General features: G+C 72.4%; 19 protein-coding genes. 13 read left to right on the top strand and 6 right to left on the bottom strand.

Features of this window, described 5'->3' with window-relative positions:
* Nucleotides 1-58: 58 nt before the first annotated feature.
* On the bottom strand, nucleotides 59-1,078 hold the full coding sequence (locus ACOJTC_RS10810; RefSeq protein ID WP_420116755.1) for a helix-turn-helix domain-containing protein: 1,020 nt from the start codon (nucleotides 1,076-1,078) through the stop codon (nucleotides 59-61).
* A gap of 382 nt (nucleotides 1,079-1,460) precedes the next feature.
* On the opposite strand from ACOJTC_RS10810, the gene ACOJTC_RS10805 reads away from it, so the two are divergent.
* The 5 genes from ACOJTC_RS10805 (at nucleotide 1,461) to fxsT (ending at nucleotide 7,225) form a co-directional block, all read left to right on the top strand.
* Nucleotides 1,461-2,615 (top strand): helix-turn-helix domain-containing protein, encoded by a 1,155-nt coding sequence (locus ACOJTC_RS10805; protein WP_420116756.1) that lies wholly within the window; start codon nucleotides 1,461-1,463, stop codon nucleotides 2,613-2,615.
* Nucleotides 2,616-2,765: 150 nt separating this feature from the next.
* Entirely contained in the window at nucleotides 2,766-2,936 is a 171-nt protein-coding gene (locus ACOJTC_RS10800) for a hypothetical protein (protein WP_420116754.1), read from the top strand.
* Nucleotides 2,923-4,125, top strand: coding sequence for a helix-turn-helix domain-containing protein (locus ACOJTC_RS10795; protein WP_420116753.1), 1,203 nt, complete (start codon nucleotides 2,923-2,925; stop codon nucleotides 4,123-4,125). The genes ACOJTC_RS10800 and ACOJTC_RS10795 overlap by 14 nt, the downstream gene beginning before the upstream one ends.
* A 315-nt stretch (nucleotides 4,126-4,440) precedes the next feature.
* Entirely contained in the window at nucleotides 4,441-4,884 is a 444-nt protein-coding gene (locus ACOJTC_RS10790; protein ID WP_420116752.1) for a hypothetical protein, read from the top strand.
* A 76-nt stretch (nucleotides 4,885-4,960) separates the two neighbouring features.
* Nucleotides 4,961-7,225: an FxSxx-COOH system tetratricopeptide repeat protein gene (gene fxsT / locus ACOJTC_RS10785; RefSeq protein WP_420116751.1), complete on the top strand. Its 2,265-nt coding sequence runs from the start codon at nucleotides 4,961-4,963 to the stop codon at nucleotides 7,223-7,225.
* A 134-nt stretch (nucleotides 7,226-7,359) separates the two neighbouring features.
* Here the strand turns inward: fxsT and ACOJTC_RS10780 are convergent, their stop codons facing one another.
* From ACOJTC_RS10780 to ACOJTC_RS10765, 4 genes are all read right to left on the bottom strand, one after another.
* On the bottom strand, nucleotides 7,360-7,863 hold the full coding sequence (locus tag ACOJTC_RS10780; protein ID WP_420116750.1) for a hypothetical protein: 504 nt from the start codon (nucleotides 7,861-7,863) through the stop codon (nucleotides 7,360-7,362).
* Nucleotides 7,864-7,924: 61 nt separating this feature from the next.
* Nucleotides 7,925-9,556: a RecQ family ATP-dependent DNA helicase gene (locus ACOJTC_RS10775; protein ID WP_420116749.1), complete on the bottom strand. Its 1,632-nt coding sequence runs from the start codon at nucleotides 9,554-9,556 to the stop codon at nucleotides 7,925-7,927.
* 173 nt (nucleotides 9,557-9,729) lie between these two features.
* Nucleotides 9,730-10,680 (bottom strand): TIGR03557 family F420-dependent LLM class oxidoreductase, encoded by a 951-nt coding sequence (locus ACOJTC_RS10770; RefSeq protein ID WP_420116748.1) that lies wholly within the window; start codon nucleotides 10,678-10,680, stop codon nucleotides 9,730-9,732.
* A 95-nt stretch (nucleotides 10,681-10,775) separates the two neighbouring features.
* Nucleotides 10,776-10,898, bottom strand: a complete 123-nt coding sequence (locus tag ACOJTC_RS10765) for a hypothetical protein (RefSeq protein ID WP_269756964.1) — start codon at nucleotides 10,896-10,898, stop codon at nucleotides 10,776-10,778.
* A gap of 139 nt (nucleotides 10,899-11,037) precedes the next feature.
* Here ACOJTC_RS10765 and ACOJTC_RS10760 point away from each other — a divergent pair, with 139 nt between their 5' ends.
* Nucleotides 11,038-12,525, top strand: a complete 1,488-nt coding sequence (locus ACOJTC_RS10760; RefSeq protein WP_420116747.1) for a glycoside hydrolase family 3 protein — start codon at nucleotides 11,038-11,040, stop codon at nucleotides 12,523-12,525.
* Between the two features lie 47 nt (nucleotides 12,526-12,572).
* Here the strand turns inward: ACOJTC_RS10760 and ACOJTC_RS10755 are convergent, their stop codons facing one another.
* Complete coding sequence (locus ACOJTC_RS10755) at nucleotides 12,573-13,799, bottom strand: cysteine desulfurase-like protein (RefSeq protein ID WP_420116746.1); 1,227 nt, start codon at nucleotides 13,797-13,799, stop codon at nucleotides 12,573-12,575.
* Nucleotides 13,800-13,878: 79 nt separating this feature from the next.
* Here ACOJTC_RS10755 and ACOJTC_RS10750 point away from each other — a divergent pair, with 79 nt between their 5' ends.
* The 7 genes from ACOJTC_RS10750 (at nucleotide 13,879) to ACOJTC_RS10720 (ending at nucleotide 18,235) form a co-directional block, all read left to right on the top strand.
* Complete coding sequence (locus ACOJTC_RS10750; RefSeq protein WP_204927662.1) at nucleotides 13,879-14,241, top strand: hypothetical protein; 363 nt, start codon at nucleotides 13,879-13,881, stop codon at nucleotides 14,239-14,241.
* A 60-nt stretch (nucleotides 14,242-14,301) separates the two neighbouring features.
* A complete protein-coding gene (locus ACOJTC_RS10745; RefSeq protein WP_357935593.1) occupies nucleotides 14,302-15,123 on the top strand; it encodes a DUF1206 domain-containing protein in 822 nt (273 codons plus the stop codon).
* An 80-nt stretch (nucleotides 15,124-15,203) separates the two neighbouring features.
* Nucleotides 15,204-16,442 carry a mechanosensitive ion channel family protein gene (locus ACOJTC_RS10740; protein WP_420116745.1) on the top strand — a complete coding sequence of 413 codons (1,239 nt, stop codon included), beginning with the start codon at nucleotides 15,204-15,206 and terminating at the stop codon, nucleotides 16,440-16,442.
* Between the two features lie 180 nt (nucleotides 16,443-16,622).
* Nucleotides 16,623-17,057 carry a phage holin family protein gene (locus ACOJTC_RS10735; RefSeq protein ID WP_420116744.1) on the top strand — a complete coding sequence of 145 codons (435 nt, stop codon included), beginning with the start codon at nucleotides 16,623-16,625 and terminating at the stop codon, nucleotides 17,055-17,057.
* Nucleotides 17,054-17,413, top strand: a complete 360-nt coding sequence (locus ACOJTC_RS10730; protein ID WP_377687554.1) for a DUF3618 domain-containing protein — start codon at nucleotides 17,054-17,056, stop codon at nucleotides 17,411-17,413. Before ACOJTC_RS10735 ends, ACOJTC_RS10730 begins: the two co-directional genes overlap by 4 nt.
* On the top strand, nucleotides 17,410-17,682 hold the full coding sequence (locus ACOJTC_RS10725) for a DUF4235 domain-containing protein (RefSeq protein WP_204927657.1): 273 nt from the start codon (nucleotides 17,410-17,412) through the stop codon (nucleotides 17,680-17,682). The genes ACOJTC_RS10730 and ACOJTC_RS10725 overlap by 4 nt, the downstream gene beginning before the upstream one ends.
* A 349-nt stretch (nucleotides 17,683-18,031) precedes the next feature.
* A complete protein-coding gene (locus ACOJTC_RS10720) occupies nucleotides 18,032-18,235 on the top strand; it encodes a cold-shock protein (protein ID WP_011905669.1) in 204 nt (67 codons plus the stop codon).
* The last annotated feature ends 353 nt before the right edge of the window (nucleotides 18,236-18,588 follow it).

Below are 18,588 nucleotides of genomic sequence, written 5' to 3'. Positions count from 1 at the left end.
CACGCCGCGGTCCCCCGTTACCGTCGGGCCGACCGGTCGGGTGACCGCCGGCCCACCGTCAGTATGTCGGTCCCGGGTTGACTGCGGACGCCGTGCTGTTGACGATCCGTGCCTGTTGCAGGTGCAGCGTCCGGTACGCCTGCGGGGTGAGCTGGTGGGCAGCCCGGAAGGCCCGGCTGAAGTGGGCCTTGTCCCGGAAACCCCAGCGCGCGGCGACGGCCTGCACCGGCCGGTGGGCGAGCGCCGGGTCGGCCAGGTCCCGCCGGCACCGCTCCAACCGCAGCTCCCGGATGTACGACGCCACCGTGGCGTGCTCCTCCTCGAAGAGCCGGTGCAGGCTGCGTACCGAGATGTGGTGCGCCTCGGCGATGGCGGCCGGGGTCAGCCCGGCGTCACCGAGGTGCCGCTGGACGTACGCCCGCACCTGGGCGAGCAGTGCCCGGCGGCGTACCTCGCGGGGCATCTCGTCCTCGGCGACCAGGTACCGGCCGAGCATGGTGGAGATCAGGTCCAGCGCCACCCCGCCCAGCCGCTCGGCGTCGGCCTGCTGGTACTGCTCCGGATGGGTGGTGATCCGGGTCAGGTACTGGGCGACCAGCGCGCCGATCCCCTCGCTTGCCGACATCCGGCCGGCCAGCAGCGGGGCGAGCTGGTCCGGGGTGAGCGGGATCGCCCCGTACGGGACCAGGGCGACGATCGAGGCGGCGTGCTCCGCACCGTTGCCGTCGCCGAGGTGGCTCACCTCGTGTGGCCGGGAACCGTCGTAGAAGGTGAACTCACCGGCGCCGATCCGGCTCTGACGCCCGGCCTGCCCGGCGACGCCGGTGCCGCTGGTGGTGAGGGCGAGCATGTGGAAGTCCACCTCGGTGCGGCGGACCAGCTTCGGGGTGCGGACCGCCTCCAGTGACGGGTAGCGGTAGCGCACCAGCCGGATGGGGCCCAGCTCGACGAACTCGGCGCGGGCCCGGAAGTCGTGCTGGTGGTCGGAGCGGATGCGCAGCGGCGCGGCGGTCCGGGCGACCAGGTCCAGCCACATCCCGAACCGTTCCGTCGGTGGCAGTTGTTCAGTGTCGATCACCGTGCGGTGCACCATGTCCGGCCTCCCCCGTCGGCGGGCACTTCCCCTCCATTCTGGACGAAGACCCCACCGGCCCGCTCCGCACGGGGGTCGCGGGGGTGTCGGGTGTGGTCGTGGAGGGTGTCGATGCCGCTGTTGCGCCGAAATGGCGGCATTGGAGCGCCGGGGATACCACTCTGTCAGCGACATTGAGTCGATCAACTGGCTCACGCTCGCTCGGCGTCGTTCTTGAGCGCCGGTCGGTGGCAGCGCAGGGTGTCACGCATTCGGTGGTGCGGGTGTACGTTCCGTGGTGGCAGCCTGGCGGTTTCGGCCGGTGGGGATCTCGTGTCACCGGGGGAGTGTGCTGATGCCTCGTCGCTCTATTCCTGACGATCCGTCGATCGGTGATCGTATTCGTGCTCGCCGGGAGTTGCGTGGTTGGAGCGTGCGGTACGCGGCCAGCCGGGCGGGCATCTCCCATACGTCGTGGTCGCGTATCGAGCGGGGGCGGCAGCGCACCGACCGGTACATGGTGGTGGATCTGGCGGCGGCCCTGGAGTGTTCGGTGGTCGACCTGACGGGTCAGGCGTACACGCCGGCTGACCGACAGCTCGACGCTGCCCGGATCGACGCCGAGCGAGTGTGGCGGGTCATGATGGACACACCGATGGCCCGGCGTTCCGAGGGGACAGCGACGGTCGAACAGGTGCGTCGCGAGGCGGTGTTGGTGCGTGGTCTGTATGGGCGGTGTGATTACGCGGGTGCGTTGCGGCGGCTGGTGGATCTCGTGCCGGCGATGCACGCCCTGACGGACCGGCGGGCCGCATTGTCGGAGATGGTGCCGGTGTACGGCGTGGCCATGGGGTCGTTGCTGAACGTCAGCTATCCGGCCCATGCCTGGCTGGCCGCTGAGCGTTGCGCCGAAGCTGCCGGGTTGCTCGACGACCGGGTGGCGGTCGGGGTGGCGGCGGCCAACCGGGCGCGGGTGTCGGCCTACTCCGGGGCCTACGGGCCGGCCCGCGCGTGGTGTGACGCGGCGGCTGCCGATCTCGCCGGTAGCGCCGCCGACGGCGCGTTGGACGTGTTGGGATTCCTGCACCTGGCGCGGGCGCACCATCTCGCCGGCCTGCGGGACCGGGTCGGTGCCGAGGATCATCTCGCCGAGGCGGCGCGGATCGCCGCGCACACCGGGGAGACCGAGAGCTGGGATCTCGTCTGGGGTCCCCGGAACGTGGCCCTGTGGACGATGGCGTTCCAGCTCGACACGGGCCGTCCGGAACTGGCGATGCGGACTGCGGCGGGTGTGGAGCTGACGGGTCTGCCGGCGGTGCGCCAGGTGTACTTCTGGCTCGACATGAGCCGGGCGGCCGAGGGTACCGGTCGGGATCGTGACGCCGTACGGATGCTGCTCACTGCGGAGCGGATCGGGCCGCAACATGCCCGCTCGTCGGTCGTGGCCCGGGAGACGGCGCGGTCATTGTTGCGTAAGGGGGCGACCTCGCCCGAGCTGCGAGGTCTCTGCGAAAGGATGAGCCTGACCACGGGTGGTGCGTAAGCGTTCCAACCCTTCCACGTGCGCTCCGTAGCGTCTTGATTACGGCGTGGTGACGCCTCGTCGGTCTGGTGACCGGCCGTCGCTGCGCCGCTGATCGTGCGCGGCGGCAGCTTCATCTCGTACCGCCGCGCCCATGCGAAGGGGACGCAGGTGGGCGACGAAGAACGTGATCCGGGTGCGAGCCGGGGTGAGCGGATTCAGGCGGCGGAGCGGGAGGCGGCGCGGCAACGGCTGCTCGCGCAGGCCGAGGCGGACCGGATACCGGTGGAGGAGACGACGCGGGCGGTGCCGGATCGGCGGTGGCGTCGTGGACAGCGGTGAGTTGTTGCCGGTCGGTCGGCGGGTGGCGCACTGGCGGGGGCGGCGTGGGTTGTCGCAGCAGGTGTTCGCCGACCGGTTGGGTAAGTCGAAGAGTTGGGTGGACAAGGTCGAGCGGGGTGTCCGGACGCTGGACAAGGTGTCCACGCTTCAGGAGATCGCCGCTGTCCTGCGGATCGACCCGGGTGTGCTGCTCGGCCGGGACCTCCAGGCAGCGGACGTGTCCGGTCCGGTCGAGGGAGTGGAACGGGTCCGAGAGGCGCTCTCGACGTACGACATCGCGGTGGGTCGTTCGACAGTGCGGGGTCAGGTGTTGTCGGCGGATCGGCTGGCACGGGACGTCACGTACGCCTGGGGCACGTTCCAGCATGCCCGCTATCCGCAGGTGATCGGGCTGCTACCAGGTCTGGTGGTCGCCGCGCAGCGTGTCTACGTGGATGATTCAGTGGCGGGGCGGTCGGTGCTAGTGGAGGCGTATCGGGTCACCGCGTCACTGCTGGTCAAGCTGGGTGAGGTAGAGCTGGCGTGGGTGGCTGCCGACCGGGCGATGACCATCGCGGCCGGTGATGCGGTGCTGGTGGCCACCGCTGCCGTGCAGCTTGGCCAGGTGCTCCGCGCTTCGGGGCGGGCACGGGCGGCGAGGTCCACGGCGCTGGCCGCCGCGTACCGGATCGCTCCGCCCGACCTCGACGACGGGCCCGCCCCGGCGCTGTCGCTGTGCGGTGCCCTGGTCATTGAGGCCGCGTTGGCCGCAGCCCGAGACGGCGACGATCACGCCACGGCCGACCTGCTCGACGAGGCAGCCGAGATGGCGGCCCGGGTCGGCGACGGCCACGACCACTATCGGACCGCCTTTGGGCCGGTCGCGGTGGACTTGGCCCGGGTCGTCGCCGCTCTGGATCTGGGCGATGCCGGTACGGCGGTGGCCTGGCACGAGAAGGTCATCGCCCGCGACGGCTGGCGGTGGCTACCCGCCGAACACCGCGCTGGGCACCTGCTCGACGCCGCCCGCGCCTACCTGCACACCGGCGACTCGGTCAACGCCAGCCGCGCCCTCATAGCCGCCGAGCACGCTGCCCCCGCCGAGGTGCGAAACCGGTCTGCTGCCCGATTGGTGCTCGCCCAGTTGACCCACGACCCACAGGCATCGGCCGCGATCATCCAGCTCGCCGCCGCCCTCCGGGTGAACTGAGCATGACCGCGCCATTTCTGTCCCTGGCCCAGATCCGCAACCGACTGATCCTCGACGCCCGCCGCGCCGCACGATCCGCGCCCGATGGTCGCTGCCCCTTTTGCGGTGCCGTGACGACCGCCCCACGGCCGCCACGCCGCTGAAGAAGGGCGACGGTTCCCGAGAGCAGACCGGGTGCGTTATTGGCCTTTTGGGTGGTCTTCGATGTCGGTCTCCCGACTCCGGGGCGGCGTCCGCCCGTCCAGGGTGTCTGGCGTCGACAGGTTGCGATACTCCTATGGGTTGGGCATGTGGGCGACCGATCAGGGGGCTGTGATGGCGGCGGAGGAACTGCTCGCGTTGGCGGGAGCCGGTGGTGCGGCACTGGTGGGCGCGGTAGCCCAGGACGCGTGGGGGCTGGCGAAAACCGGCTTCGTGCGGTTGCTCGGCCGGGGTGACCGGGCGAGAGAGGACGCGGTGACGCAACAGTTGGAGCGGACCCGTGGCGCGGTGGAGACGGCGGGCGCGGACGGCGACCGGGTGCGTGCACAGCACGAGGCGCTGTGGGCGGGCCGGCTAGAGGACCTGCTGATCGAGCAACCGGCTGCCGCCGCCGAACTGGAGACGCTGGTACGGCAGGTCGCGGCGAGCGCCGGGGTCCGCTCGGCCGGTCACGTGGTGCAGCACGTCACCGCCTCCGGCAACGCGCGGCAGGCTGTGCTGGGCCACGGCAGCCAGATCAACACGTTCGGCACCGCAGAGGCGCGCGCCGATGACTGAACCGTCCGGTGTTCCTGTGGCCGAGCCGTCACACGGTCGCGGGACAGGTGACGAGCCGACAGATGGTCCTCCGACGGTGACTCAGCGGATGCAGGCCGAGGGGCACGGCACGAGTGCCGGGGTGGGTAACGGTCTCCAGATCAACAACTTCATCAACACCAAAGGCGTACCCGATCCCCGGCCCGCCACCGATCGGCCCGCCGCCGCAGCGGACCGGCCGTCGCCGGTGTGGAACCTCCGGCCCCGGGATCCGAACTTCGCCGGTCGGGGGAGCGAACTGGCCGAGCTGCGGACCCGGCTGTCATCCGGTGGCGCTGCGGGCGTGCAGGCGATCCACGGCCTCGGCGGGGTCGGCAAGACCCAGTTGGCCCTGGAGTACGCATACCGGCACCGGGCCGACTACGACGTCGTGTGGTGGATCTCGGCGGAGCAGTCCGGGGCCATCGGTGAGCAGTTCAGCGCGCTCGGGATCGCGCTGGGCGTGCTCGACGCCCAGGTGGACAGCGTGATCGCCCAAAGCAAGGTCAAGGAGTACCTCCGGAGCCGGGACCGCTGGATGCTGATCTTCGACAACGCGGAGCGACCCGACGACCTCCGCCCTTGGCTGCCGGACGGTGCCGGGCACGTGCTCGTCACGTCCCGCACCACGGCCTGGGGGCAGCTCGCCCGTACCCTGGAGCTGGACGTCCTTCCTCGCACCGAGGCGGTGGAACTGCTGAAGTTGCGCCTGACCAGGATCAGCGCGACCGAGGCCGCTCAGCTCGCCGAGGATCTTGGCGACCTACCCCTGGCGCTGGCGCAGTCAGCGAGTTACCTGGCCGAGTTCGGTATGTCCGTCGCCGACTACCGGCAGGTGCTCCGGGAGGAGACGCGTGCGGTGCTCGACGAGGGGCAGCCCGCAGGCTATCCGCATTCCCTAGCGGCAGCGGCCACCCTGAGCATCACCGCGTTGGGGGCCAAGGATCCCGCCGCGCTCGCCGTCCTCCACCTGTGTGCGTTCCTGGCACCCGAGCCGGTGCCGACCGATCTCGTCGTCACCATCGCTCGGCACGCCGACTTGCACCTAGAGAACCTCGCGTCGCTGGCGCAGATCATCGACAAGCCGCTCCAACGGCAGCGTGCCATCAGCGCGGTCGGTGCCTCCGGGCTGGCTCGGGTCGAACTCGGGACGATCACAGTCCACCGGCTGGTCCAAGCGATCGTCCGGGACCAGATCGAATCCGCCGTCGCCGCCGAGCTGAGGCTGCGCATCGAGGCGGCGCTCGGCACCGTCGACCCTGGTGATCCCCGCGACGCCGCGGCCTGGCCCCAGTGGAGCATGGTCCTGCCCCACCTGCTGGCGGCGGACCCCGCGCACACCGACAACCCCGATCTCCGCCTGCGGGCACGCAACGCCATCGTCTACCTGATCCGCCGGGGCGACAGCCGTGCCGCCCAGCAACTCGCCGACAACCTCTACCAGGAGTGGAAGAAGCGACACGGCCCGGACGACGTGGACACCTTGCGCGCTGCCACCGAACTGGTCTGGGCCTACCGCGACCTGGGCCAGTTCGATCGGCTCCGCCCTCTGATCGACGACACCCTCACCCGCCAGATCAACATTCTCGGCCGTGACCACCCTGACACCCTCCGGACCGCTTCCGACCTCGCGGTGGTTCACAGCGAGTTAGGGAACTACCAACGGGCACGCGAAATCAACGAGGATGTTTATGGTCGGCGTGTGCGGTTGTTGGGTGAGGATCACCCCGACACCCTCCAGACCGGTTCCAATCTCGCGGCAAGTCACAATAGGTTGGGGAATTATCGGTGGGCACGCGAAATCAACGAGGATGTTTATGGTCGGCGTGTGCGGTTGTCGGGTGAGGATCACCCCGACACGCTGGCTTCTGCGACGAGTTTTGTCACTACCTTAGCTGATGCTGGGGAGCTTCGGCGAGCATCGGAAGTCGCGGAGGATGCGTATCGGCGGGCAGTGAGAGTGCTGGGCGTAGATCACCCGAACACATTAGACATTGCGAGCAATCTGTCGAACGTGTTGCATGGGGTCGGGAAGTCCAAGCGGGCGTTCGAGGTTGGGGAAGACGTATATCAGAGGCGGCTGCGGGTGCTCGGTGAGGATCATCCGGATACGCTTTCAAGCGTGGTGAATCTCGCACGATTGATGGTTCAACGGGGGCAGTTGCTGCCAGCTCGTCGATTGTCTGAATCAGCCCATCGCAAGCTGCGGACCAATCTTGGCGGGCAGCATCCCCACACAAGGGAAGCCCGCACCGTCCTCGACCAGATCGCCGCAGCGATGGGTGGGCGTCAGTCGACGGGTAAGGCCCGCCGTCGCCGTTGAGCCCGGCTCAGGCGTCGGTGCCGTCGTCGCAGAATTTGCCGCCAGGCCGTCCGAACGTGCGCGCTGCACCATCACGACAGCGCGGGCCGGGCCGCCGTCAGGCGGGCCCGGCCCGTTGCCGTACTCGATCGACCTCAGTCGTTGAGGACGTGCGAGAGGCGGTCGCGGAACTTCCGCTCCGAGTCGCTGACCTGGTCGCCGCCGATGCCGAGCAGCCCCCCGCTGGACGCCGCCCCGACCACCTGCTCGGCGATCTCCACCAGCCAGTGCCGGTACGCCCCGGCCTCGCCCTCGTCCACCTTCGCGGCCAGCAGGGTGGCCGCCTGCCCGGCCCGGACCAGCACGTCGTCGATGAGCGCCTGCGGGTCGGCCGGCGAGATCACCGGCAGTTCCTCGCCAGCCTCCGGGTCACCCACCCGGGAGACGATCTCCCCGGCGACGGCGGCGACGAGCGGGCTCGCTGACTCCCGGCCGGCGGCGATGGTCTCCAGCCCGGCCGCGTTCTCGGCGCGGGTGCGCCGGGCGCCGTCCGACTCGGCGGCGCTGGCCGCGGTCAGGACCGACTGCGGCAGGCCGACCAGCAGCCCCCACTCCTCGTCGGAGAACCCGAACCCGGTGTACGCCGGCTGTTCGATCACGACTGAGCCCCTCTCGATCGTTTCACTGCGGGCACCGCCCCCGGCGGTCGCCCGGGTCAGGCTAGTCCAGCGTCAGCAGACCCTGTTCGGACACCACGCGCACGGAGAGCGTCTTGTAACCCACCTCGTCGAAGAGCACCGTCATCCGGTCCTCCTCGTAGTTGAGCACCAGGCCGGGGCCCCACTCCGGGTGCCGGACCTGGCTGTGCACCGGGAACGGGCCGACCGCGCCGTCGCTCGCCACGCTGGTGCCGGCGTGGCAGTTGTCGCAGTGCCCGCAGACCTGCGACATCTGCTCGCCGAAGTAGGCCAGCAGCACCTGCCCCCGGCACCCGGTGGTCTCGGCGAAGGCGCGCATCATGTCGGTACGCGAGCGGGTCACCGTCTGCTGCCGTTCGGCCTCGGCCAGGGCCGCCGCGCCCGCCTCCGCCGGGGTGGGGGAGTAGCGCGGTGCGCCGATCTTCTGCCCGGCCCGGGGTTCGGCCGCCCCGATCTGCTCCAGCAGGGCCAGGTACTGCCCGAGCTTGCGCGGCCCGAGGCCGGTCGTCTCGCGCAGCGCCTTCTTGGTCGTCGCCCGGCGACGCAGCAGCGCGGCCAGGTCCCGCAGTTCGGTCTCGTCCGGCAGGCCGCCGGAGAAGAAGCGTTGCAGGCCGACGTCCTCGGCGCGCCACAGCAGCAGCACCCGGGCCGGCGCACCGTCGCGCCCGGCCCGGCCGATCTCCTGGAAGTAGCTGTCCGGCGAGTCGGGCAGCGCCATGTGCACCACCCAGGCGATGTTCGGCTTGTCGATGCCCATGCCGAACGCCGAGGTCGCCACCATGATCGGCACCTGGTCGGCGAGGAACGCCTCGTGCAGCCCGTGCCGGGCGGCGGTGGGCATCCCGCCGTGGTAGTACTCCGCCGGGAACCCGGCCGTGGTCAGCCGTTCGGCCAGCTCCTCGGCGGCCCGCCGGGTCGGCACGTAGATGATGCCGGGCCGCTCGTCGTCACGCAGCAGCGCGATCAACCGCCGCCAGCGGTAGTCGTCGGTGGGGCAGTGGGCGACCTCGACGAACAGGTTCGGCCGGTCCAGCCCGGAGACCACCACCTCGGGGTCGCGTAGCCGCAGCCGGGCGATGATGTCGTCGCGTACCGGCGGGGAGGCGGTGGCGGTCAGCGCCACCACCGGCGGACGGCCGAGACCGTCGATCAGGTGGCCCAACGCCAGGTAGTCGGGGCGGAAGTCGTGCCCCCACGCCGAGATGCAGTGCGCCTCGTCGATCGCCACCAGGGCCGGTTGCAGCGACTTCACCTCGGCCATCCGGTCGGGGTTGGCCAGCGCCTCCGGGGTGATGAAGAGGAACTCCGCCCGCCCCTGCCGGATCTCCTCGATGGCCTCGGCCTGCTGGGCGGCGCTCTCGTCCGAGCTGATCCGCACGGCGCGCAGCTCGGGGCGCTGGCGTTCGTTGAGCGCGGCGATCTGGTCCTGCTGAAGGGCCAACAGGGGGGAGATCACCACCGTCGGCCCGGGAATCAGGCTCGCCGGGATCTGGTAGATCGCCGACTTGCCGGCTCCGGTGGGGAGCACCACCAGGGCGTCGCGTCGTTTCATCACCGCGCGCATGGCGGCGAGCTGGTTGGGCCGCAGCGCTTTCCAGCCGAACAGGCTGCGCGCCGCGCGGCGCAACGTCGTCGAGTGCATGGACAGCTTCATCGAAGGCCGGAGGTACCCGGGTGGATCGGCGGCGAAACCGCTCCCACCGGATCGGGCACACCGCCCACGGTGGCCGGTACGTCGCAGGTCAGGCGCGGTGACCGGGTGCGCACACGTGAGCGACCACGGGTCACCGACGGCGGTGCGTGTCGGTGACCCGTGGACGGTGGAATTCAGCTCAGGTGGGGGAGCACCTCGCGCTGGTAGAGGTCGAACAGGCCCTGCCAGTGCGGGCCGGTGTTGGCGACGTAGACCTCGTCGAACCCGGCCTTGGCGTACCTGTCGATCATTTCCAGGTGGGCGTCGGCGCGGTTGCCGCAGACGAAGCCCTGCCGCACCTGCTCGGGCGTGACGAGTTGGGCCGCCTGCTCGAAGTGCCGGGGGGAGGGCAGCACCTGGGACAGCTCGCCCGGCACCCCGGCGTTGGGCCACGTCTCGTACGCGATCCGCGCGCCCTCGTCCTCGGTGTCGGCGTACGCGGCCTTGAAACCGGCCTGGCACGGCTTGTCGCCGCCGCCGTTGTCCCGGAACCGGCTGACCAGGTCGCCGTCGGGCATCATGCTGACGTAGCCGTCGCCGATCCGGGCGGCCAGGTCGACGGCCTTGGGCCCGAAGCCGGAGACGTACACCGGCGGGGGTGTGTCGGGCAGCGTGTAGACGCGGGCGTGCTCCACCGTGTAATGCCGGCCGCGGTGGTTGACGAAGTCGCCCCGCCACAGCTCCCGCATCACCGCGACGGCCTCCTCCAGCATCTCCAGCCGCACGTCGGTCTGTGGCCAGGCGTCGCCGAGGATGTGTTCGTTGAGCGCTTCGCCGGTGCCGACGCCGAGCACGAACCGGCCGGAGTGCATGACCGCGCTGGTCGCCGCGGCCTGCGCCAGCACCGCCGGGTGGATGCGGACCGTCGGGCAGGTCACCGCCGTGCTCACCGGCAACGAGCTGACCTGGCTCAGCGCCCCGATGACGGACCAGACGAAGGGGCTCTGCCCCTGGGCGTCCGTCCACGGGTGGTAGTGGTCGGAGATCCACAGTGCCTGGAAGCCGGCCCGCTCGGCGGCCCGGGCCTGCTCCAGCAGTTGCGCCGGGGTGTACTCCTCGCTGGACAGGAAGTAGCCGATCTTCATGGTGCCCCCTCGCCGGGCCCGCCGCCGGGTGCGGCGTGACCTCCGCCAGCGGTACCCCGGCGGGTGGGGGATCAGTCGGCCGGCGGCGGCCGAACTCAGCGGCGGCCGAACATGGCCCGGATGGCGGCCAGCAGCAGCAATCCGCCGACCACCAGGCCGAGTAGGCGTACGCCGGGAATGTCGGCCGGCGAGGTGGCGTCGGCGAGCGGCAGGTCCATCCCCGCACTGTCGCACGTCGCCCCGACCGACGCCAGACAGTAACAGTAAGGTTTATTGACTATTACCTCGCCCGGTGTGACCATGGCAGCACCGCGACGGCATCGGGCCGTCGACACGCGACGGGGGTACCGGGGCCGGATGAACGAGCGCAACCTGGCGGGTCTGGCCGCCACCGTCCTGCAACCCGGCTTCGTCGGCACCACCCCGCCCGACTGGGTCCGCCGGTGGCTGGCCGAAGGGCTCGGCGCGGTGGTGCTGTTCGCCCGCAACGTCGTCGACCCCGAACAGGTCGCCGCGCTCACCGCGACGCTGCGCGCCGAACGCCCCGACGTGCTGGTGGCCATCGACGAGGAGGCCGGCGACGTCACCCGGATCGAGTCCGGCCGGGGCAGCTCCCGCCCCGGCAACCTCGCCCTCGGCGCGGTCGACGACCCGACGCTCACCGAGGACGTGGCCCGCGACCTCGGCGTCGAACTCGCCGACCTCGGCGTCACCCTCAACTACGCCCCCGACGCCGACGTCAACATCAACCCGGCCAACCCGGTGATCGGCGTGCGGTCCTTCGGCGCCGACCCGCACCTGGTCGCCCGGCACACCGCCGCCTGGGTACGCGGCCTCCAGTCCGCCGGCGTCGCCGCCTGCGCCAAGCACTTCCCCGGCCACGGCGACACCCGGGTCGACTCGCACCACGACCTGCCCCGCATCGGGGCCAGCCGGGCCCGCCTGGACGCCGGTGAGCTGGTCCCGTTCCGGGCCGCCGTCGCCGCCGGGGTGCAGGCGGTGATGACCGGGCACCTGCTGGTCCCCGCCCTCGACCCCGACCTGCCGGCCACCCTCAGCCACCGCATCCTCGGTGACCTGCTCCGCGAGGAGTTGGGCTTCTCCGGCGTGGTGGTCACCGACGCGGTGGAGATGCGCGCCGTCGCCGACCGGTACGGCTTCGCCGGCACCGCCGTCCGGGCCCTCGCCGCCGGGGCGGACGCGATCTGCGTCGGCGGCGAACGCGCCGACGAGGCCGCCGCCCGCTACCTGCGCGACGCGATCGTCGCCGCGGTGATCGCCGGTGAGCTGCCCGAGGAACGCCTCGCCGAGGCCGCCAAGCGGGTCGGTCAGCTCGCCGAGTGGAGCACCGCCGCCCGCACCGGCCGGCCCGACCCCGCCCCGCGCCCCACCGACGGCTCGCCGGTCGGCCTGACCGCCGCCCGGCGGGCGGTCCGGGTCAGCGGCGACGCGGTCGGCCGGCTGCCGCTGACCGCCGCCGCGCACGTGGTCGAGTTCGCCGCACCACACAACCTCGCGATCGGCGCCGAGACCCCGTGGGGTCTCGGGGCACCCCTGGCCGACCTGCTCCCCGGCACCACCACCGTCCGGCTCACCGAGGCCGACCTGCCCGCCGACCCGACCGGTGCGGCGGCCGGCCGGCCACTGGTGCTGGTGGTGCGGGACCTGCACCGGCACCCCTGGATGCAGGCCGCGGTCGACCGGGCGCTGGCCACCCGGCCGGACGCCGTGATAGTCGAACTCGGCCTGCCCGAGCTGGTCACCGGCGGCCTGCACCTGGCCACCCACGGCGCGACCCGGGCCGCCGCCCGCGCCGCCGCCGAAATGCTCCCCGGTACCCGCTGACCCGCCCGGCCCGGCGGCTCAGCGGTCCGCCGGCCGGCTCCGGCGGTTCACCGGCCCACCGATTCCCCCTGCTCGGCGAGCCGGTCCAGCTCGGCCAGCAGCCGGTCCACCTCGTCGACCGTGTTGTAGTGGTAGACGCTCGCCCGTACCGCCCCGCAACTGTCCCGCAGGCCGAGCGCCTGGAAGTACTCGTAGGCGTAGTAGTCCCCACTGGACAGGCAGAGCCCGGCGGCCCCCAACGCGGCGGCCAGCCCGGCCGGCGTCCACCCGGCCAGCCGGAACGACACCGTCGGGCAGCGCCGCACGCCGGCCGGCAGGACGGCGACCGCCGGCCGGGCGGCCAGCCCGGCGGCCCACCGGGCGAACAGCATCCCCTCGTGATCCCGCGCGGCGGCCAGCCCGGCGCGGACCCGGGCCCGCCGGTCTCCGGTGGCCGTCGGGTCCAGCCCGGCCAGGTGGTCGACGGCGGCGGCCACCCCGGCCAGCAGCGGGAAGCTCGGCGTGCCGGCCTCGAACCGGTCGGGCACCGCGTCGGAGGAGGGGAGCAGCTTGGCCGGGCGCAGCCCCGCCCACCGGGCCGGGTCGGCCACCACCGCCGCCAGGTGCGGACCGGACCACTTGTAGGCGCTGGTGACGAGGAAGTCGGCACCCGTGGCGGCCAGGTCGGTGGGACCGTGCGGCACCGAGTGCACCCCGTCCACGCAGACCAGCGCGCCGGCCGCGTGGGCCGTCGCGGCGATCGCCGCCACGTCCGGCATGGTGCCGGTGGCGTTGCTGCCGGCGGTCACCGCCACCAGCCGGGTCCGCGCGCCGACCAGGTCGGCGTACTGGTCGGCGGGCAGCTCACCGGTGGCCGGGTCGAACTCGGCCCAGCGTACGGTCGCCCCCGCCGTCGCGGCCGCCTGCACCCAGGGCCGCACGTTGGCGTCGTGGTCGAGCCGGGAGACCACCACCTCGTCCCCCGGGCCCCAGTCCGCGCCCAGCGTCCGGGCCAGCGTGTACGTCAGCGCGGTCGCGCTCGGCCCGAGCACCACCCCGTCCGGTGCGACGCCCAGCAGGTCGGCCACCGCCGTGCGGGCCCCCGCCACCAGCTCCAGCGACCGGCGGCCGGGCAGGAAGGCGGTGCTGCGGTTGCCCACGGCGATCCGCATCGCCTCGGCCACCGCGTCGATCACCGACCGGGGGGTCTGGGTGCCACCGGCACCGTCGAAGTGGGCGAAACCCTCGGCGAGCGCGGGGTACGCGGCCCGGGTACGGGTGATGTCGAACGGCATGCCCGGACCCTAGCCCGCCAGACCGGCCCGAAGATCCACCCGGGTGCCGGGGTGGGCCGCGTCTCGTACCCTTGGTGGGGTGACGAAGCGAAGCGCCACCACCCCCACCCCCCTCCGGCGGACCGCCGGCCTGCTGGCCGGCCTGGCGCTCGGCGTGGCCGTGCTGGCCGGCTGCAGCTCGGACGGCGCCGACACCGACTGCGGCCTGGACGCCTGCACGGTCACCTTCGACCGGGGTGTCGACGCCCGCGCCTCCATCCTCGGCGTCGAGGCGAAGCTGATCGGCGCGCAGGGCGACCAGGTGACCGTCGAGGTCGCCGGCGAGCAGCTCTCGTTGACCATCGGCCAGCAGGCCACCGAGGTGGGTGGCTTCGCGGTCACCCTGGACAGCGTCACCGACCAGCAGGTGCAGATCCGGGTGTCGCGTAACGCAGGCGGCTGACCTGCACGCCGGGCGCGGGCACCACGTTTGGGGATCTTCCCGAACGGAGATTGTGGGCCCATGTCACTCACCCGGAACGCCGAAGCCACCGCTAGCCGCACCGCGGACAGCCGCTGGCTGGAACTCCTCGCCCGGGCCGGCTTCATCGGCTACGGGATCGTCCACCTGCTCTTCGCCTGGATCATCCTCCAGATCGCCTTCGCCGGCTCCGGCGAGGAGGGCAACCAGAACGGGGCACTGCGCGCCCTGGGTGCCCAGCCGATGGGCAAGTTCCTGCTGATCGCGATCGCCGTCGGCCTGATCGCGATGGCCATCTGGCAGGCGCTGGAGGCGGCCGTCGGCCACCATGCCAAGCGCGGCAAGGAACGTCTCTTCGAGCGGATCGCCTCGGTCGTCCGTACCGTCGTCTTCCTCTGGCTCGCCTGGACCTCGATCCAGGTGGTGCAGGACGCCAGCTCCAACAGCGCCGACCAGCAGGAGCAGTTCAGCGAGAAGCTGATGGCCTCCAGCGGCGGCCGTGGTCTGGTCGGCTTCGCCGGCCTGGTGCTCGCCGCCGTCGGCATCGGCATGGTGATCTACGGCTACAAGAAGAAGTTCGAGCGGAACCTCAAGACCAACGAGATGAACGGCAAGACCCGGCAGACGGTCCGCCGGCTGGGCATGGCCGGTTACATCGCCCGGGGCGCGGTGTTCGCCGTCGCTGGTCTGCTGATCGTCGTCGCCGCGATCAACTACGACCCGGAGAAGGCCCGTGGCCTGGACGCCGCGCTGCGTACCCTGCGGGACCAGCCGTACGGGCCGTTCATCCTGGCGCTGATGGCGCTCGGCATCGCCGCCTTCGGGGTCTACTGCTTCTTCCAGTCCCGGTTCCGCAAGATCTGAGCCTGGTCGATACCGGAAACGCCGGGCACCATTGGGCCTTTGCCCGATTGCGATCAGCCCGGCCGGAGGGAGACAACCACGTGCAGGACTACCTCGAGACGATCGCCGCCGCGGCCACCGCGGCGGCGATCGCTCTGTTGCTCGTCGAGGTGGTACACCGGGTGATCCGCCGGCTCGGCCGGCGGTCCCACCTGATGACGGAGTTGACCGCGCACGTCCACCGGCCGTTGCAGGTGGCCGGCACGGTGGTGGCCGTCCAGTTCGCGGTCCGCTGGACCACCGGCTACGCGGTGGGCACCGGGTGGCGGCAGGCCGTGCTGCACATCCTGGTGCTGGGGGTGGTCGCGGCCGTGGCCTGGCTGGTCGCCTCCCTGCTGGTGGTGGCGGAGGACACCGCGCTGGCCCGGTTCCTGCGGGTCGACGTGCCCGACAACCGGCACGTCCGGCGGGTACGCACCCAGGTGGTGCTGCTGCGCCGGCTGACCATCGTGGTGATCGTGGTGCTCGCCGTCGGCGTGATGCTGATGACCTTCCCGGCGGTACGCGGCGTCGGCGCGGGCGTGCTCACCAGCGCCGGTGTGGTCGGTGTGGTCGCCGCGTTGGCCGCGCAGAGCCTGCTCGGCAACGTCATCGCCGGCCTCCAGCTCGCCTTCAGCGACGCCGTCCGCCTCGACGACGTGGTGGTGGTCGAGGGGGAGTGGGGCCGGATCGAGGAGCTGACGCTCAGCTACGTGGTGGTCCAGATCTGGGACGACCGGCGACTGATCCTGCCCACCTCGTACTTCACCAGCACCCCGTTCCAGAATTGGACCCGGACCGAGGCGGCGGTGCTCGGCACGGCCGAGTTCCACCTCGACTGGTCGGTGCCGGTGCAGTCGATGCGGGAGGAGCTGCGCCGGCTGGTCGAGAGCACCGACCTGTGGGACGGCCGGGTCTGCGTGCTCCAGGTCACCGACGCCACCGGCGGCGCGATCAAGGTACGCGCCCTGGTCAGCGCCGCCGACGCCGGCAGCCTGTGGGACCTGCGCTGTCTGGTGCGGGAGCACCTGGTCGGCTGGGTCCGGGACCACCGGCCGACCGCGCTGCCCCGGACCCGCGCCGAGGTGGGCGACGGCGCCGGCAACCTGCCCTGGCAGTGGGTGCCGCCGCGGCGTCAGGTCCGTCGCCGCGCCGAGGGTGAGATGCCCGACGACGCCCGGGTCTTCGGCGGCAGCGACGACGGCGACGCCCGCAGCGAGGCGTTCGTCGGCCCGGACCAGGACGCCCGGGGCGAGGCCGTCACCGTCGGGGCGGACCCGGGGGGCGACGCCCGCCGCTGAGCCACCCGCAGCCCCGTCCAGCCCCCGCGACCGCCGGTCGCGGGGGCTTGTCGTACCCGCTTCGGCGTTTTGCCGGACGCCCCGGCCCGACCTGCGGTCAGATGTGGTTGGTCACCGTGCGCAGGATTGACGGACGGCGGCTCCGGGCATACAGCGCGGTGATGACGAAAGGAGGACAGCATGGCTGACGTCGCGAACCACCGTACGTCCCGGACCGGGAGCGAGCCGTCCACCGCCGAACTGGTGCAGCGGGCCACCGAGCAGGTCTCCCGACTGGTCCGGGACGAGCTGGCCCTGGCCCGCGCGGAACTGACCCAGAAGGGCAGGCACGCCGGGATCGGGATCGGCCTGTTCGGCGGCGGCGGGGCGCTGGCCCTGTACGGGCTCGGCGCACTGGTCACCGCCGCGATCCTGCTGCTGGCCCTGGTGCTGCCCGCGTGGGCGGCGGCGCTGATCGTGGCGGTGGTGCTCTTCCTCGTCGCCGGGGTGCTCGCCCTGGTGGGGAAGAAGCAGGTCAGCCACGCGGGCCCCCCGATGCCGGAGGCGACGGTCCGTAGCGTCCGCGCGGACGTGGACACGGTCGCCGCCGCGGTGAAGGACAGGGGACGGGCATGACCGGCACGACAGGCAGCAACGGCAACGGCACCGGCGACACCGAGGCGCTGCGCGAGGAGATCCGGCGCACCCGGGTGGAGCTGGGCGAGACCATGGAACTGCTGGCCGCCAAGGCCGACGTCAAGGCCCGGCTGAAGGACTCGGCGGAGCAGGCGAAGGAGCGGGTGCGCGAGCAGGCGGCGCTGACCGTGGCCCGGGTGCGCGGCCAGGCCGCCCAGAGCGTCGACCACGCGCGGGCCCAGGCGTACGACACCTCGGTGGCGGTGCGACGTGATCCGGTGCCGTGGGCGACGATAGCGGCAGGTGCGGTGGCCGCCGTGGTGGTGTTGTTGATCGTTCGGGGGAGGCGCAGGTGAGCAAGGGCATCGGCAGGACCGCGTACAAGCCGGTGGGGGTGGTGCTGGGACTGGCGGCCGGCGCGCTGGCCGGAACGATCTTCCGGCAGGTGTGGAAGGCGACCGCCGGGGACGGCGAGGCGCCCAATCCCACCGACGAGGACCGCCGCTGGGGCGAGATCCTGGCGGCGGCGGCGTTGCAGGGGGCGATCTTCTCGGTTGTCCGGGCGGCGGTGGACCGGGGTGGCGCGGTCGGCGTCCGGCGGCTGACCGGGCGCTGGCCCGACTGACCCGCTCCGACCGGCCGTACCCCGGTGACCAGCCGCGACGGCTGTCCTACCGGATGGTGACGACGACCTGTGGCCCCCCGTACGCATCGACGGACGGGGGGCCTTTCGCCCGGGTCGGGACGACCCGGCCAGCGTGCGTCGGGCATCCGTCAGGTCACATGTCGGAGAATTTCGTCGATTAGGCTGTGCAAGGTTTTTGGGTACGTGGTTTGCTGATCCCCGCTGTTGCGAGACGGTGTCGGAACGGAGCGGTCTCCCGCTGTGGGGGCCACACCCGGGTCGTCGCCGCCCGCACACGGCCAATCGGCCGCACAGCGTGCTCGGCCGCCGGTTTTAGAAGGAGATACACATGGCGCAGGGAACCGTGAAGTGGTTCAACGCTGACAAGGGCTTCGGCTTCATCACCGTCGACGGCGGGGGTGCTGACGTGTTCGTCCACTTCTCGGCCATCCAGACCAGCGGCTACCGCACGCTGGAGGAGAACCAGCGGGTGGAGTTCGAGATCGCCCAGGGTCAGAAGGGTCCGCAGGCCGAGCAGGTCCGCCCCCTCTGAGCGAAGCCGGTCGGCGTTCGCCGGCCCGGGTGATCCGGCCAGCCGGATCGACGAGAAGCCCCGTGTCCTTCCAGGACGCGGGGCTTTCCGCATCGGTTCCTCTCCCCGTCGGGGGGGGGGGGGGGCCCCCCCCCCCCCCCCCCCCGCGCGCCCCCCCGCCCCCCCCCCCCCCCCCCCCCCGCCCCCCCCCCCCCCCCCCCCCCGCCCGGCCCCCCCCCCGCCCCCCCCCCCCCCCCCCCCCCCCCCCCCCCCCCCCCCCCCCCCCCCCCCCCCCCCCCCCCCCCCCCCCCCCCCCCCCCCCCCCCCCCCCCCCCCCCCCCCCCCCCCCCCCCCCCCCCCCCCCCCCCCCCCCC

The organism is Micromonospora sp., assembly GCF_048594385.1.
GTDB lineage: Bacteria > Actinomycetota > Actinomycetes > Mycobacteriales > Micromonosporaceae > Micromonospora > Micromonospora wenchangensis.
The sequence above is the reverse complement of the archived record's forward strand: the minus strand, read 5'-3'. Positions and strand labels throughout refer to the sequence as shown.

Coding starts and splice junctions, on each gene's coding strand:
- ACOJTC_RS10790 (WP_420116752.1), top strand. CDS start 4,441: ATGGCGGCGGAGGAACTGCTCGCGTTGGCGGGAGCCGGTGGTGCGGCA.
- ACOJTC_RS10775 (WP_420116749.1), bottom strand. CDS start 9,556: ATGAAGCTGTCCATGCACTCGACGACGTTGCGCCGCGCGGCGCGCAGC.
- ACOJTC_RS10770 (WP_420116748.1), bottom strand. CDS start 10,680: ATGAAGATCGGCTACTTCCTGTCCAGCGAGGAGTACACCCCGGCGCAA.
- ACOJTC_RS10765 (WP_269756964.1), bottom strand. CDS start 10,898: ATGGACCTGCCGCTCGCCGACGCCACCTCGCCGGCCGACATTCCCGGC.
- ACOJTC_RS10760 (WP_420116747.1), top strand. CDS start 11,038: ATGAACGAGCGCAACCTGGCGGGTCTGGCCGCCACCGTCCTGCAACCC.
- ACOJTC_RS10755 (WP_420116746.1), bottom strand. CDS start 13,799: ATGCCGTTCGACATCACCCGTACCCGGGCCGCGTACCCCGCGCTCGCC.
- ACOJTC_RS10745 (WP_357935593.1), top strand. CDS start 14,302: ATGTCACTCACCCGGAACGCCGAAGCCACCGCTAGCCGCACCGCGGAC.
- ACOJTC_RS10735 (WP_420116744.1), top strand. CDS start 16,623: ATGGCTGACGTCGCGAACCACCGTACGTCCCGGACCGGGAGCGAGCCG.
- ACOJTC_RS10730 (WP_377687554.1), top strand. CDS start 17,054: ATGACCGGCACGACAGGCAGCAACGGCAACGGCACCGGCGACACCGAG.
- ACOJTC_RS10720 (WP_011905669.1), top strand. CDS start 18,032: ATGGCGCAGGGAACCGTGAAGTGGTTCAACGCTGACAAGGGCTTCGGC.